Origin of the sequence: Amycolatopsis sp. CA-161197 (assembly GCF_050942255.1) — a bacterium.
Taxonomy (GTDB): Bacteria; Actinomycetota; Actinomycetes; order Mycobacteriales; family Pseudonocardiaceae; genus Amycolatopsis.
The window spans coordinates 8,523,195-8,537,125 of the sequence record NZ_CP192059.1; the positions used below are offsets into that span (position 1 = coordinate 8,523,195).

A 13,931-nucleotide genomic window follows, 5' to 3' on the forward strand; every position below is an offset into this window, starting at 1 on the left:
CTAAGTGTGCCGGGGCGGTCTTACGCGCTCGTGGGAGCGAGGACACCCGGCGCGAACCCCATGAACCGCGCCGCCAGCCGCGTGAACGGCTCCGGCGAGCCCGTGGCCAGGAACTCGTGCCGCGGCGGCGTGTCGCGTTCGGCCAGCAGGTCGAGCTCGGTGAGCACGCGGTAGAGGTCCTTGGCCGTCTCGTCGGCGCTGGAGACGAGCGTGACGTCCTGGCCCATCACGATCTGCAGCACGCCGGAAAGCAACGGGTAGTGCGTACAGCCGAGCACGAGCGTGTCGACCTCGGCTTCGAGCAGCGGCTGCAGATAACCCTGTGCGAGACCCAGGATCTGGCGCCCGGACGTGATGCCGCGCTCCACGAAGTCGACGAACCGGTGGCACGCGACGCTCGTGAGCTGGACGTCGGGCGCCGCGGCGAAAGCGTCGTCGTAGGCCCGGGAACGAACGGTCCCCTCGGTCCCGATCACGCCCACCCGGCCACTGTGCGTGACCGAGGCGGCGCGGCGTGCAGCGGGCAGGACGACCTCGATGACGGGGACGTCGTAGCGCTCACGGGCGTCGCGCAAGCAGGCGGCCGAGGCCGTGTTGCAGGCGATGACCAGGGCTTTCACGCCGCCTTCGACGAGTTCGTCGAGGGCTTCGAGGGCGTACTGGCGGGCCGTCGCGATGGCGAGGGGGCCGTAGGGGTTGCGCGCGGTGTCGCCGACGTAGCGGAGCTGCTCGGCCGGCAGCAGCTCGAGGATCGACCGGGCGACGGTGAGACCGCCGACGCCGGAATCGAAAACCCCGATGGGCGCGTCGGCGGTCGGGGTGCTCACACCTCGAGGCTACCGGCCGCCTTCTTCTTGGGACGGTCGCCCCGCGCCGTCAGCCAGGCCGCGAGGACACCGGCCAGCGCGCCGAACAGGTGGCCCTGCCAGGAGATGCCGGGGTTGCCCGGCAGCAGGCCCCACAGCATCCCGCTCCACACACCCAGCAGCACCACGGCGACCACGATCTGCCCGAACGCCCGGTTGAAGATGCCGCGGACCAGCAGGAACGCCAGCCACCCGAACGCCAGCCCGGACGCGCCCACCGTGTACGCGTTCGACGGCCCGACCAGCCACACCCCCACGCCCGACACGATCCAGATGATCGCCGTGACCACCGCCCAGCGCCCGATCCCCGCCGCCATCGCCAGGAACGACAGCACGAGCACCGGCACGGTGTTCGAGAACAGGTGCCCCCAGCCGGCGTGCAGCAGCGGCGCCCACAGGATCCCGTCGAGCCCCGACAGCTGCCTCGACACGATGCCCCCGTGGTCGAGGTCCGCCGGCAGGATCACGTCCAGCAGCTCCACCAGGTAGAGCACGAGCGTGAACCCCACCGCGACGATCGCCGCGGCCTTGGGATTGGGCGGCAGGATGCGCTTCGCCGGGTTCGACGTGCCGGTGGCCTTCGCCTTGTCCGCCGGCTGGTCCCCGAACGGCATGGGCTGCGGTGGGAGTGTGCTCACGTGTTCCAGGCTACGTCCGTCCGGTGCGGGTGGCCTCGGGTGAATTCCCTGATGTTCGAGTTCAGGGCCGCTCCCGACGACCGGTCGCGACGGTGCCGGGGGCGGCTCGCGCAGCCGCACTGCCCCACGCCACGCACGCACCCGGCGGCGCGGCCCCGGCCCAGCGGCAGACGTTGCGACCGCCCCTGGCCGCCGCACCGCGCACAGGCACGGCCGCCATCCGCGGCAGCCCAACCATCCGACCGCTGCTCAGGCCGGCCCCGGCCAAACCGCGCACGGGCACGGCCGGCCGCGGCCAGTCGCAACCTCGATCGCCGACCGCCGATAACCCGGCCCCGCTGCGCCGCGCGGAGGCACGGGTGCCAGGCAAAGCGGTCCACTGTCCGACCCGAGCCACGCCCGCGCCGTCGGCTCGAAGCCGAGACCTACGTGATGGTCCCGTTGGCCCTGGCTCGCCACAAAGCCGTCCGGGCCTCGGGGGTGTTCAGGCGTTCCAGGCCGCGGATTGCCCACGAGCGCAAGGCTTCGTCGGGGCTGTCGAGCTGGGCGGCGAGGACGGGCAGCGCCTCCGGGGACGCCGCCGCGCCGATCAGTTCCAGCAGCCAGCAGCGCAGGCCGTGGTCCTCGGTTTCCCGCTCGAACTCCGCGATGAGCTCGCCGACGTGCTCGGCGGCGGAGGCGAGCAGCAGCTGAAAGCCGTCTTCCCGGGTTTGCCTGTCAGCGCGCCGCATCATCCCCAGGGCGGTGTCGAAGGTGTCGGCCACGGGATCGAGGCTAGTGGCCGGCGTCGAACGGGCCCTGTCCCGCCGTGAGTTCCGAGAAGATCTTGATGAGGTGCTCCGCCGTGGCCTCGTCGCTCTGGCCGGCCGTGGCGGCCTCGAACTCGGCGCTGGTGATCGCGATGTGGGCGCTGCGCGGGAACATCGCGTGCTCGTACTCGGACAGCGCGGCCTCGACGTCGTCCGGGTGGGCGGCGAGGGCCTGGCCGAGTTCGGCGGCGTCGAGCATGGCGAGGTTGGCGCCTTCGCCGTTCGGGGGCATGAGGTGGGCCGCGTCGCCGACGAGGGTCGCGCCGGGGACGCGGTCCCAGCGGTGCTCGAGTGGCAGGACGTAGTGCGGGCGCAGCACGGGTGCGGTGTCGGCGTCGGTGATGAGGGCCGTGAGTTCCGGGGCCCAGCCGGTGAATTCCTGCGCGACGCGGGCGGCAGCGCCGGCCGGGTCGGTGAAGTCGATGGCCGCGAACCAGTCCAGCGGCCGCGTCAGCGAAACGTACGTGTGAATCGTGTCCCCGCTTTCGCGGTGGGCCATGATGCCCTTGTCCGATCCGACCGCGCCCATCGAGCCGCCGCCGACGGCCTTGGCGGTGGCGGGGTGGCGGGTGTCGACGTCGTACAGGTAGGTCTCGACCATGGCCGTGCCGGCGTACGAGGGAACCGCGCCCGACAGCAGCGGCCGCACGCGCGACCAGGCGCCGTCGGCGCCGACCAGCAGGTCGGTCACGACCACGCTGCCGTCGGCGAAGGTCACCTCGTGGCGGCCGGCGCCCACGGAGCGGGCCTCGAGAACCTTGTGGCCCCAGCGAACCGTGCCGGCGGGGAGCGAGTCGAGCAGCAGCTGCCGCAGCTCCCCGCGTTGGACTTCGGGTCGGCCTCCGGTGCCGTCGTCGGCCTTGTCGAACAGCACGGTGCCCTCGCGGTCCAGGAACCGCGTCTGCTGGCGGCCTTCGAGGATCAGACCGGAGAATTCGGCCATGAGCTGTGCGGCTTCGACGGCGATCTGGCCGTTGTAGTCGTGGATGTCGAGCATCCCGCCTTGCGCCCGCGCACCCGCGGACGCCTCGGCTTCGTAGACGGTGGCGGGAATGCCGTGGACGTGCAGGACACGGGCGAGGGTGAGGCCGCCGAGGCCGGCGCCGATGATCGTGACGGTGTTCATGGTGGCTCCTTCGGGTTCGGAGCGGCCCGGTGAGCCGCTCTCGGACCGAAGGTTGCCGTGATCCGCTGGCACGGCGCGCACACCGCGCTGCCACCTGCCTGGCACGGCCTGCCAGCCCGCTGCCAGAAGCTCAGGCCGGAGCCGGCGGCAGCTCCCGCAGCCCCAGCGCCCAGTCCACCGCGGCCTCTGCGTGGAGCCGCGTGGTCGGGAACACCGGGACCGAGCTGTCGGACTGATCGACGAGCAGCTCGATCTCCGTGCACCCGTAGATCACGCCCTCGGCTCCCGCAAGAACCAGCCGCGCGATCACCTCGCGATAGGCCGCCCGCGAAGCCGGCCGGACCACACCGTGCACCAGCTCGTCGTAGATCACCCGGTGCACCAGCTCCTGGTCCACTTCGGACGGAACCAGCACCGAAAGCCCGTGCGCCGCAAGGCGTTCGCGGTAGAACGGCTGGCTCATCGTGAACGCCGTCCCCAGCAGGCCCACCGAAGAAACTCCGGCCGACCGCACCGCCGCGGCCGTCGTGTCCCCCAGGTGCAGGAACGGCACCCGCAGCCGCAACGCCGAAGCCACCTTGTGCATCGTGTTGGTGCACAACACGATCACGTCCGCGCCCGCCGCTTCCAAGGCCGAAGCGGCGGCGGCCAGCACCTCGCCCGCCGCCGCCCAGTCACCCGAAGCCTGCAGCGCCTCGATCTCCGCGAAGTCCACGGAGTACAGCACCACCCGCGCGGAGTGGTAGCCGCCCAGGGCGTCTCGCACCCGCGAGTTCACCAGGCGGTAGTACTCCGCCGAAGACTCCCAGCTCATGCCGCCCAGGAGCCCGATCGTCCTCACGCCCAGAGCTGCCCGTCCAGCCGCGCGGCCGCTTCGTCGAGCGAACCTGCGTACGCGCCCGTGGACAGGTACTTCCAGCCGGCGTCCGCGACGACGAAGGCCACGTCCGCGGTCTCCCCGCGAGCGGCGGCCTTCTCGGCGACGGCCAGCGCGGCGTGCAGCACCGCGCCCGTCGAGATACCCGCGAAAATGCCTTCGTTCTCCAGCAGTTCCCGCGTCCGGCGAAGCGCGTCGTACGCGCCGACGGAGTACCGGCCGTTGAGCACGCTGGGGTCGTACAGCTCCGGCACGAACCCCTCGTCGAGGTTGCGCAGGCCGTACACCAGCTCGCCGTACCGCGGCTCGGCCGCGATGATCTGCACGCCGGGCTTCGCCTCGTGCAGGTACCGCCCGACGCCCACCAGAGTCCCCGTCGTGCCGAGGCCGCCGACGAAGTGGGTGATCGTCGGCAGGTCCTTCAGCAGCTCGGGACCGGTGCCGCGGTAGTGCGCGTCCGCGTTGGCCGGGTTGCCGTACTGGTAGAGCATCACCCAGTCGGGGTTCTGCTCGGCCAGCTCCTTGGCCCGCCGCACGGCTTCGTTCGAACCGCCCGCCGCGGGCGAGAACACGATCCGCGCGCCGTAGGCCTGCAGCAGCTGCTTGCGCTCGGTGGAGGTGTTCTCCGGCATCACGCACACCAGGCCGTAGCCCTTGAGCTTCGCGGCCATGGCGAGCGAGATGCCGGTGTTGCCCGAGGTCGGCTCGAGGATCGTCGAGCCGCGCCGCAGGCGGCCCTCACGCTCGGCGGCCTCGATCATGGCCAGCGCCGGCCGGTCCTTGATCGAACCGGTCGGGTTGCGGTCCTCGAGCTTCGCCCACAACCGCACGTCGTGGGTGGGCGAGAGCCGGGGCAGCCCCACGAGCGGCGTGCCGCCGAGCGCGTCGAGCAGGGACTCGTAGCGGGCCATCGGTTTAGCGCGCGCCGCCGGCGACGGCGGGCAGGATGGTGAGCGTGTCGCCGTCCTTCACCTCGGCCGCGAGGCCACCGGCGAAGCGCACGTCCTCGTCGTTGACGTAGACGTTGATGAAGCGGTGCAGCTTCTCCTCCTTGACCAGGCGCGCCTTCAGCCCGGAGTGGCGCGACTCGACGTCGTCGATCACCTCGAGGACGGTCTTGCCCGCCGCCTCGACGGACTTCTCGCCGCCGGTGTGCGTGCGCAGGATGGTCGGGATGGAGACGGTCACGGCCATGGTTTTCTACCTCCGAAGTGGGTTCTGAGAAGCTGACGCGCGGGACGCAGCCCTTATTCCGGCAGCTCAGTCGACGATCTCGACCGGCTCCTCGGTGATCTCGGCGTCCACGATCCGGTACGAGCGGAACTCGTGCGAATCGGGGTCCTTCGTGGAGACGAGCACGTAGTGCGCGTCGGGTTCGGCGGCGATGTTCGCGTCGGTGCGCGACGGGTAGGCCTCCGTCGCGGTGTGCGAGTGGTAGATCACCACGGGCACCTCGTCGTTCGCGTCCATCTCGCGGTAGAGCTTGAGCAGGTCACCCGAGTCGAACTCGTAGAACGTCGGTGACCGCGCCGCGTTCAGCATCGGGATGAACCGTTCGGGGCTGTCGGAGCCCACGGGACCCGCGATCACCCCACACGCCTCGTCGGGGTGGTCACGGCGGGCGTGGGCGACGATCTCGTCGACGAATTCACGGCGGATCCGGAGCACACCCGACATCTTAGGTGGTGGACCCACCCTGTCCAGACTGTGAGACCTTCCGCTCAGGCACCTGGTCGGGGACAATTTCGGGCGTGCCTGTGCCGACTAAGGTCCGCGACCGCTGCCTGCCGTTCCTGCCCGACGGCGACCGGATCCAGTACGTGTTCGCCGGCAACTCGCTCTACCTCAACGGGATGGCGGCGCTCTACGGCTTCCTGGTGGTGGTCACCGACCGGCGCGTGGTCGTGCTCGCCTGCGGCCGCTTCCGGCGGCTGCGGCCGAAGGCGGTGTGGGAGGTCCTGCCGCGCTCGACCGAGCTGGGACCGGTGGAGGAGCACCCGTCGCTGGGTCCGACCATCTCGTTCGCGGACCTCGTGCTGGAGATCGACGAGGCCGACATCGTCGCGATCCGCGCCGCCGACCTCGAACGCGACGGCGCGTGGGCCCCGCAGGACCCGCTGCCGGACCTCTAACCCTCGAACGCCTCGGGCCACACGTCCCGGTACGCCGCCACCCCGCCGGCCGCGGTGGCTGTGAGCAGCCCGTGGACCATCGCGCGGGCGAACACCCGCGCGGCGGCCGAGCACAACGCGTCGAGCGCGGCGGCCCGCTGGCCGTCGGCGAACGTGCCGATGCCGGCGGGCAGCTCGTGCGCGCCCGTGGCCAGCGCGAAGACGGTGTCGCCGTCGAACATCGTGTGGGCCGGGCGCACGGCGCGGGCCAGGCCGTCCTGCGCGGCGACCGCGAGCCGGCGCGCCTCGGCCTTCGACAGCGCCGCGTCGCACGCGACCACGCCGATCGTGGTGTTCAAGTCCGTCCGCGCCGGCGGCACCTCACCCGGCCGCGAAGGCCAGCGGACACCGAACTCGCCCGCCACCTCGTGGTCCGCGGCGAACGCCCGCCCGGTCGCGAAGTCCACGGCCTCACCCCCGGCGTTCACGGCCGCCAGCGCCCCGACGGTCACGCCGTCGACGACCTCGCTCGCCGAGCCGATGCCGCCCTTGAGCGACCCGACCACGGCCCCGGTGCCGGCGCCGACCGTGCCCGACGCGAACGTCTTCGACGCTGCTTCGCAAGCGGCGTAACCGAAAGCCGCGTCCGGCCGGTTGCCCCACTCGCTGCGGGGAAGATCGAACAGGACCGCGCCGGGCACGATCGGCACGACCTGGTGCGGCTCGGGCCCGACGGGGAAACCCAGGTTGCGCTCCGAAAGCCAGCGCATCACACCGTCGGCCGCGGCCAGCCCGTACGCGCTGCCGCCGGAGAGGCACACGGCGTTCACGCGCTGCACCAGGTTCTCCGGCTCCAGCAGGTTCGTCTCGCGCGTGCCGGGCGCGCCGCCGCGCTGGTCGACCGCGCCCGTCGCGCCGTCCGGCACGAGGACCACGGTGGTGCCGGTGGCCCAGCCGTCGCCGAGGCGGTGGTGGTGCCCGACGAGGACACCCGGAACGTCGGTGATCACGCGGTCAGCGCCTGGATCAGCGTCTCCTGCACCCAGGTCAGCCAGTGGTACACGCCCAGGTGCGGGGCGCGCGGGTCGTCGTCCGGCAGCTCGTCGGGCATGTCCTCGGTGACGTCCAGCGCCGTGCCCAGCGCGAGGCGCACGTCGTTGAGCGCGCCCAGCCACGCGTCGGCCTGCTCGACGTCCAGGTGCACGTCGCCGCCGTCGCGCGGCAGCGTGTCGAGCACGACCTTGGCCACGCCGACCTTCGTCTCCAGCAGCTCGGGCTCGTGCAGCGAGCGCATGGCCGCCGCGGAGTCGAGGTCCTCGCGGGAGGGGTTGTCGGGGTCGAGCTTGTGAAAATCGGGCAGCAGCCGCGAGAGCACCGGGTCGTCCGGCGACTCCGACGGGCCGGTGCGGATGCCGGTGAGCTCGGCCAGCTCGTCCTGCGGAGCCTCCTCGGCCCGCGCGCGCAGCATGTCCTCGAGCTGGCTGACCAGGCCGCGCAGCACGGCAGCTTCCTGCTGCTCGAACCCCGCGAGGATCACGTCGCCCTTGCGCCGCCACGCCTTCACGAGGGCTGTTCCATCGTCGCCCACAGGCCGGCGGCGTGCAGCTTCGCCACGTCCGTCTCCACCTTCTCCTTGGACCCCGACGACACGATCGCCTTGCCCTTGTGGTGCACGTCGAGCATCAGTTTCGTGGCGTGGTCCCGGCTGTAGCCGAACAGCTTCTGGAACACATACGTCACGTACGACATCAGGTTGACCGGATCGTTCCACACGACGGTCCGCCAGGGCTTGTCCTCCTCGGCGACCTCTGCCCCGAGTGGATCAACCTGCGTCTGTTCGGATGCGACAGGCGTGGACATGCACCCCATGGTGTCACGGGGGTCACGGGGTACGCCGCGCCAGGTCCGGCCATGTGGGTGAATAGGCTGGCCCCATGGGTGCACCCGAGCCGGTCACCAGCGCCAGCACGGCGCTGCTCACCGACCACTACGAGCTGACCATGCTGGGCAGCGCGCTGGCCGACGGGACCGCCGAGCGGCCCTGCGTGTTCGAGGTCTTCGCGCGCCGGCTGCCCGACGGGCGGCGCTACGGCGTCGTCGCCGGAACCGCGCGCGTCCTCGACGCGATCGCCGACTTCCGGTTCACCGACGCCGAGCTGACCGTGCTGGAGCAGACGGCCGTGGTCGACGACGCCACGCTGTCGTGGCTGGCCGGCTACGAGTTCTCCGGCGACATCGAGGGCTACCCCGAGGGCGAGCTGTACTTCCCCGGCTCGCCGATCCTCACCGTGAGCGGCACGTTTGCCGAGGCCGTGGTGCTGGAGACGCTGGTGCTGTCGATCCTCAACCACGACAGCGCCATCGCGTCGGCCGCCGCCCGCATGGCCGGCGCGGCCCACGGGCGGCCGATCATCGAGATGGGCGGGCGGCGCACCCACGAGTACGCCGCCGTCGCCGCCGCGCGCGCCGCGTACATCGCCGGCTTCGCGACCACGTCGAACCTCGAGGCCGGACGCCGCTACGGCATTCCCACGCGCGGCACGGTCGCGCACGCCTTCATGCTGCTGCACGACAGCGAGGAGCAGGCGTTCCGCGCCCAGGTGGACAAGATGGGCCCGGACACGACTCTGCTCGTGGACACCTACGACATCACCGCCGGCATCGAGACCGCCGTGCGCGTGGCCGGCTCCGAGCTCGGCGCGATCCGCATCGACTCGGGCGACGTCGGCCCGCTCGCCCGCAAGGCGCGGGACCAGCTCGACTCCCTCGGCGCGAAGGACACGCGCATCGTCGTCTCGGGCGACCTCGACGAGCACGCCATCGCTGCGCTGCGCGCGGAGCCCGTGGACGCGTACGGCGTGGGCACGTCCGTGGTCACCGGCTCGGGCGCGCCGACCGCCGGCATGGTCTACAAGCTGGTGGAGGTCGACGGCCGGCCCGTCGCGAAACGCAGTGCCCACAAGGAATCCCGCGGCGGGCGCAAGCACTCGCTGCGGCGGCACCGCTCCACCGGCACGGCCGTGGAGGAGCTCGTGTGGACGGAGGCGTCGGGCCGGCCGAAGCCCGAGGAGCACGATCTCGACCTGCAGATCCCCCTGGTGCGCGGCGGCCGCGTGGTGGATGATCTGCCCACGCTGGACGACGCGCGCGCCCGGTTGCGGCGTGCCCAGGTCAGCCTGCCGTGGGAAGGGCTCAAGCTCTCGCACGGCGAGCCCGCGATACCGACGACGTTTCTGTAGAGGGAGCCGAGACATGGGAACCGCGCTGATCGTGGTGGACGTGCAGAACGACTTCTGCGAGGGCGGCTCGCTGGGCCTGCCCGGCGGCGCCGCCGCGGCGGAGGCCATCTCGCGCCACACCGCCGAAGGGGGCTACGACCACGTGGTCGCCACGCGCGACCACCACGTCGACCCGGGTGACCACTTCAGCGACACGCCGAACTTCTCCACGAGCTGGCCGCGCCACTGCGTCGCGGGCACCGCGGGCGCGTCGTTCCACCCGTCGCTCGACGTCGTGCCGATCACGGCCGTGTTCTCGAAGGGCGAGTACACCGCGGCGTACTCCGGCTTCGAGGGCAAGTCGGGCGACGGCCGGTCGCTGGAAGAGTGGCTGCGCGCCCACGACGTGACCGACGTCGAGGTCGTGGGCATCGCCACGGACTTCTGCGTGCGCGCCACGGCGCTCGACGCCGCGCAGGCCGGCTTCGGCGTGAAGGTGCTGCTGGACCTCACCGTCGGCGGCTCGCAGCCGACGGTGGACGCGACGCTGGCCGACTTCGACAAGGCCGGGGTCACCTACACCGGCACCGCCGTGGTGCCGCAGCCCGCCGCGTCCTGACCGTCCTCAATAGACCATCCCAACGCGGCGTCGGGTGCGTTCAGGCCGGCGGCTGCGGCGCGCCGCCTTTGCCGAACGGGTTGCAGGCGGCGGTGCCGAGGTAGATGTCGCCGCCGGCCGGGCCGCCCTGAGGGAACAGCTGGATGTGCACGGCGTGCGTGACGAGGCTGCCGTCGGCGGGCTGCGGGGTCACGGTTTCGTTGATCGTGATCGCCGCCAGCGCCGTGCCTGCTTCGCCGCCGGGGATCAGCACGCGGTAGTTCGCGGGGATCGACGACGGCACGGTGAACCCGCCGACCTCGCCGATCGAGACCGTGCCGCTGCTGCCGTTCTTCGTGGTCGAGCAGCCCGCGGAGTACGTGCGCACGGTGATCGCCGGGCCGCCGAAGCGCTTGAGCACGTCGGCCTCGAACCGCTGGCCGCCCGCCGCCACGGTGGCCGTGGTGCCGTTGCGGCCGCACGTGGTGGCGCCGAGGCCGAACACCGCGACGTCGCCGGTGTCGCCGCCCGTGGTGCGCGCGGTGGTGGGACCATCGGCGTCGCAGCGGGCGAGGTCGCCGGTGACCACGTGCTGGTTGTCGACCAGCACGTCGACGCTGCCCGAGGAGCCCCAGCCCGTGGAGGTGGGGCCGTCGGCGAGCGCCGGGGCCGGTAGTCCCGCCGCGGCCGCGCCCAGCAGTGCCGTCGCCGTGACCAAGACCCGTCCGCGCATCACCCGTGCTCCCTTCGACCTGTGGTTGCATCCTCGGCAGCGAGGCACCCCCGCGAAACGTCACAACCCCTACACCACCCGGACGAGTGGTGTGGTGAGGAACGCAACTTGTCGGGGAAACCGGGGGTAACGAGCGTTAACCTCCTCGGACGTCCGTTTTCGATCGTGGGAGGTCTCCGTGTCGTCGCTGTCCCTCACCGGCCGCCGCCAGGTGCTGGCCGACCTCGTGCCCGGCGCCCTGGTGCGCGACCTGACGCTGGTCGCCGGCGGCGCCCTGCTCACCGGCGCGGCCGCGCAGCTGGTCATCCCCGTCCCGGGCAGCCCGGTGCCGATGACCGGCCAGACGTTCGCCGCGCTGCTCGTGGGCGCCTCGCTCGGCATGCGCCGCGGCGCCGCTTCGATGCTGCTGTACCTGCTCGTCGGCGCGGCCGGCGTGCCGTGGTTCCAGGGTGCGACGTCGGGGCTGTCCGGCGCTTCGGCCGGGTACATCGTCGGGTTCGTGTTCGCCGGTGCGCTCGTGGGCGCGCTCGCCCGCCGCGGCGGTGACCGCACTCCGCTGCGCACCGTGGGGACCATGGTGCTCGGCAACGTCGTGATCTACGCGTTCGGCGTGCCGTGGCTGATGGCCGCCGCCGGCTTCGACTTCTCGACGGCGTTCGCCAAGGGCGTGGTGCCGTTCCTGATCGGTGACGCGCTGAAGATCGTGGTGGCGGCGGGGGTCCTGCCGCTCGCGTGGGCCGCGGTGGCTCGCGTGCGCAAGGAAGACTGAGCACCCGGCGTTCCGGCACGAGCGGCCCGTTCGTGCCGGAACGCCGATCCTGTCGGCCCCGGCGGCTATCGTGTATCGCTGTGCCCGCTCGAACTGATTTCCCCGGCGTCCTCGAACTCCTCACCCACGCTGTGGAGTCCGTGGGCGGAGCCGAGCGGCCGGGCCAGGTGAAGATGGCCGACGCCGTCGGCCACGCCATCCGCACCGGTGAACACCTCGCCGTGCAGGCGGGTACGGGAACCGGGAAGTCGCTGGCGTACCTGGTGCCCGCGATCCGCCACGCGGTGGAGAAGGAAGCCACCGTCGTCGTCTCCACGGCCACGATCGCGCTGCAGCGCCAGCTCGTGGACCGCGACCTGCCGCGCCTGGCGAAGGCGCTGAAGAAGCCGCTGGGCCGCGAACCGACCTTTGCGATCCTCAAGGGCCGCCGCAACTACCTGTGCCTGCACCGGCTCGACACGGGCGCGCCCGACGAGCCGGAGGACGCGCAGCTGTTCGACCCGTTCGCCGTTTCCCGGCTGGGCAAGGAGGTCACGCGGCTGCACGAGTGGTCTTCGGACACCGAGACCGGCGACCGCGACGAGCTCGTGCCCGGTGTTTCGGACCAGGCGTGGCGCCAGGTTTCCGTCACCGCCAGGGAATGCCTCGGCGCGGCGCGCTGCCCGATCGGCACCGACTGCTTCGCCGAACGCGCGCGGGCCGAGGCCGGGCGCGCGGACGTGGTCGTGACCAACCACGCGCTGCTGGCGATCGACGCGTTGCAGGGCTACCAGGTGCTGCCCGACCACGACCTCGTGATCATCGACGAGGCTCACGACCTGGTCGACCGCGTCACGTCCGTCGCCACGGGCGAGCTGACCAGCGCCATGGTCTCCGCCGCCGCGCGCCGCTGCGGGCGGCTGATCGACGCCGACATCGCCGACCGCCTGCTGGAAGCCGGCGACGGCCTCGCGCTGATCCTCGACGACCTCCCGGCCGGACGGCTGGATTCGCTGCCGCAGGCGCTGAAGGGCGCGATTCCCGCGGTGCGCGACGCCGCGAAGGCCTGCCTGACGGCGCTGGGTTCCGACCGCAAGGAAGACGTCGACGGGGCCACCGCACGCAAGCTGGCGCGCTCGCTGCTCGAAGAGGTGCACGACACCGCCGCACGCCTGCTCGACGCGTACGACGAGGATCTGGCCCACCAGCGCGACGTCGTATGGCTCACGGGCGACCGCTACTCGGCCAACCCGCGGCCGCCGGCGCTGAAGGTGGCGCCGCTGGGCGTCGCGGGCCTGCTGCGCGAGCGCGTGTTCAACCTCAACACCACCGTACTCACCTCGGCGACGCTGACGCTGGGCGGCGAGTTCGACACCATGGCGCGCCAGTGGGGCCTGCCGCCGGGCGGCGCGCGCGTCACCAAGGCGCCCGGTGCGGCCACGGACAAGGAAGCGCCGGCCGACGAGGACAAGGGACCGAAGTGGACGGGCCTCGACGTCGGCTCGCCCTTCGACCACCGGCGCAACGGGATCCTCTACCTGGCCAAGCACCTGCCGCCGCCGGGCCGCGACGGGCTGGCGGAGTCCACAATGGACGAACTCGCCGGATTGGTCGAGGCCGCGGGCGGCCGTACGCTGGGGCTGTTCTCGTCGATGCGCGCGGCCAAGCAGGCCGCGGAGGCGATGCGCGAGCGGCTCGACTACCCGATCCTGTGCCAGGGCGACGACTCGATGCCCACGCTGGTACGCCAGTTCACCGACGAGCCGCGCACGTGCTTGTTCGGCACGCTCACGCTGTGGCAGGGCGTCGACGTGCCGGGGCCGTCGCTGCAGCTCGTGGTGGTGGACCGGATCCCGTTCCCGCGCCCCGACGACCCGGTGCTGTCGGCCCGCCAGCGGGCCGTGGAAGCCCGTGGTGGCAACGGGTTCCTCACCGTCGCGGCCACTCACGCGGCACTGCTGCTCGCACAGGGCACGGGCCGGCTGCACCGCTCGATCTCCGACCGTGGCGTGGTCGCCGTGCTGGACTCCCGCCTGGCCACCGCACGGTACGGCGGATTCCTGCGCTCGTCGCTGCCGCCCTTCTGGCCCACCACGGATCCGCAGGTCGCACGCGACGCGCTCAAGCGGCTCGACGCGGCGGCGCCCGCGTGACGGCGCGCACAACCCGGGCGGGTACGGTGAAGAGAACGAACACGACAGGGAGCA

General features: G+C 72.1%; 17 protein-coding genes. 5 read left to right on the plus strand and 12 right to left on the minus strand.

Features of this window, described 5'->3' with window-relative positions; all coding sequences use genetic code 11:
* Positions 1-20: 20 nt before the first annotated feature.
* From murI to ACQPXB_RS40250, 8 genes are all read right to left on the minus strand, one after another.
* Positions 21-827 (minus strand): glutamate racemase, encoded by an 807-nt coding sequence (gene murI / locus ACQPXB_RS40215; RefSeq protein WP_432847009.1) that lies wholly within the window; start codon positions 825-827, stop codon positions 21-23.
* Positions 824-1,480 (minus strand): rhomboid family intramembrane serine protease, encoded by a 657-nt coding sequence (locus tag ACQPXB_RS40220; protein WP_386947900.1) that lies wholly within the window; start codon positions 1,478-1,480, stop codon positions 824-826. Before ACQPXB_RS40220 ends, murI begins: the two co-directional genes overlap by 4 nt.
* 449 nt (positions 1,481-1,929) lie before the next feature.
* The gene (locus ACQPXB_RS40225; protein WP_432847011.1) at positions 1,930-2,268 is read right to left on the minus strand and encodes a HEAT repeat domain-containing protein; all 339 of its coding nucleotides are present in this window, start codon (positions 2,266-2,268) and stop codon (positions 1,930-1,932) included.
* 10 nt (positions 2,269-2,278) lie between these two features.
* On the minus strand, positions 2,279-3,439 hold the full coding sequence (locus ACQPXB_RS40230) for an FAD-dependent oxidoreductase (RefSeq protein WP_432847013.1): 1,161 nt from the start codon (positions 3,437-3,439) through the stop codon (positions 2,279-2,281).
* A 130-nt stretch (positions 3,440-3,569) separates the two neighbouring features.
* Positions 3,570-4,280 carry an aspartate/glutamate racemase family protein gene (locus ACQPXB_RS40235; protein WP_432847015.1) on the minus strand — a complete coding sequence of 237 codons (711 nt, stop codon included), beginning with the start codon at positions 4,278-4,280 and terminating at the stop codon, positions 3,570-3,572.
* The gene (locus tag ACQPXB_RS40240) at positions 4,277-5,227 is read right to left on the minus strand and encodes a PLP-dependent cysteine synthase family protein (protein WP_366587654.1); all 951 of its coding nucleotides are present in this window, start codon (positions 5,225-5,227) and stop codon (positions 4,277-4,279) included. The genes ACQPXB_RS40235 and ACQPXB_RS40240 overlap by 4 nt, the downstream gene beginning before the upstream one ends.
* Before the next feature lie 4 nt (positions 5,228-5,231).
* Positions 5,232-5,510, minus strand: a complete 279-nt coding sequence (locus tag ACQPXB_RS40245; protein WP_220243760.1) for a MoaD/ThiS family protein — start codon at positions 5,508-5,510, stop codon at positions 5,232-5,234.
* Positions 5,511-5,576: 66 nt separating this feature from the next.
* Entirely contained in the window at positions 5,577-5,993 is a 417-nt protein-coding gene (locus ACQPXB_RS40250) for a Mov34/MPN/PAD-1 family protein (protein ID WP_432847018.1), read from the minus strand.
* A 74-nt stretch (positions 5,994-6,067) separates the two neighbouring features.
* Between ACQPXB_RS40250 and ACQPXB_RS40255 the strand changes: the two genes are divergently transcribed.
* Positions 6,068-6,448: a hypothetical protein gene (locus ACQPXB_RS40255; protein ID WP_366587647.1), complete on the plus strand. Its 381-nt coding sequence runs from the start codon at positions 6,068-6,070 to the stop codon at positions 6,446-6,448.
* On the opposite strand, the gene ACQPXB_RS40260 is transcribed toward ACQPXB_RS40255, so the two are convergent.
* From ACQPXB_RS40260 to clpS, 3 genes are read right to left on the minus strand one after another with little or no spacing between them, the layout of a single operon-like run.
* Positions 6,445-7,437, minus strand: coding sequence for a P1 family peptidase (locus ACQPXB_RS40260; RefSeq protein ID WP_366587644.1), 993 nt, complete (start codon positions 7,435-7,437; stop codon positions 6,445-6,447). The genes ACQPXB_RS40255 and ACQPXB_RS40260 overlap by 4 nt on opposite strands.
* Positions 7,434-7,991, minus strand: a complete 558-nt coding sequence (locus tag ACQPXB_RS40265) for a DUF2017 domain-containing protein (protein WP_285972895.1) — start codon at positions 7,989-7,991, stop codon at positions 7,434-7,436. The genes ACQPXB_RS40260 and ACQPXB_RS40265 overlap by 4 nt, the downstream gene beginning before the upstream one ends.
* The gene (gene clpS / locus ACQPXB_RS40270) at positions 7,988-8,287 is read right to left on the minus strand and encodes an ATP-dependent Clp protease adapter ClpS (protein ID WP_220243765.1); all 300 of its coding nucleotides are present in this window, start codon (positions 8,285-8,287) and stop codon (positions 7,988-7,990) included. The genes ACQPXB_RS40265 and clpS overlap by 4 nt, the downstream gene beginning before the upstream one ends.
* A 74-nt stretch (positions 8,288-8,361) precedes the next feature.
* Here clpS and ACQPXB_RS40275 point away from each other — a divergent pair, with 74 nt between their 5' ends.
* Positions 8,362-9,666: a nicotinate phosphoribosyltransferase gene (locus ACQPXB_RS40275; RefSeq protein WP_432847021.1), complete on the plus strand. Its 1,305-nt coding sequence runs from the start codon at positions 8,362-8,364 to the stop codon at positions 9,664-9,666.
* A 13-nt stretch (positions 9,667-9,679) separates the two neighbouring features.
* Positions 9,680-10,264 carry an isochorismatase family protein gene (locus ACQPXB_RS40280; RefSeq protein ID WP_432847022.1) on the plus strand — a complete coding sequence of 195 codons (585 nt, stop codon included), beginning with the start codon at positions 9,680-9,682 and terminating at the stop codon, positions 10,262-10,264.
* Positions 10,265-10,304: 40 nt separating this feature from the next.
* On the opposite strand, the gene ACQPXB_RS40285 is transcribed toward ACQPXB_RS40280, so the two are convergent.
* On the minus strand, positions 10,305-10,976 hold the full coding sequence (locus ACQPXB_RS40285; RefSeq protein ID WP_432847024.1) for a hypothetical protein: 672 nt from the start codon (positions 10,974-10,976) through the stop codon (positions 10,305-10,307).
* 178 nt (positions 10,977-11,154) lie between these two features.
* Between ACQPXB_RS40285 and ACQPXB_RS40290 the strand changes: the two genes are divergently transcribed.
* Positions 11,155-11,745, plus strand: coding sequence for a biotin transporter BioY (locus ACQPXB_RS40290; RefSeq protein WP_432847026.1), 591 nt, complete (start codon positions 11,155-11,157; stop codon positions 11,743-11,745).
* A gap of 80 nt (positions 11,746-11,825) precedes the next feature.
* Positions 11,826-13,877 (plus strand): ATP-dependent DNA helicase, encoded by a 2,052-nt coding sequence (locus tag ACQPXB_RS40295; RefSeq protein ID WP_386946921.1) that lies wholly within the window; start codon positions 11,826-11,828, stop codon positions 13,875-13,877.
* The last annotated feature ends 54 nt before the right edge of the window (positions 13,878-13,931 follow it).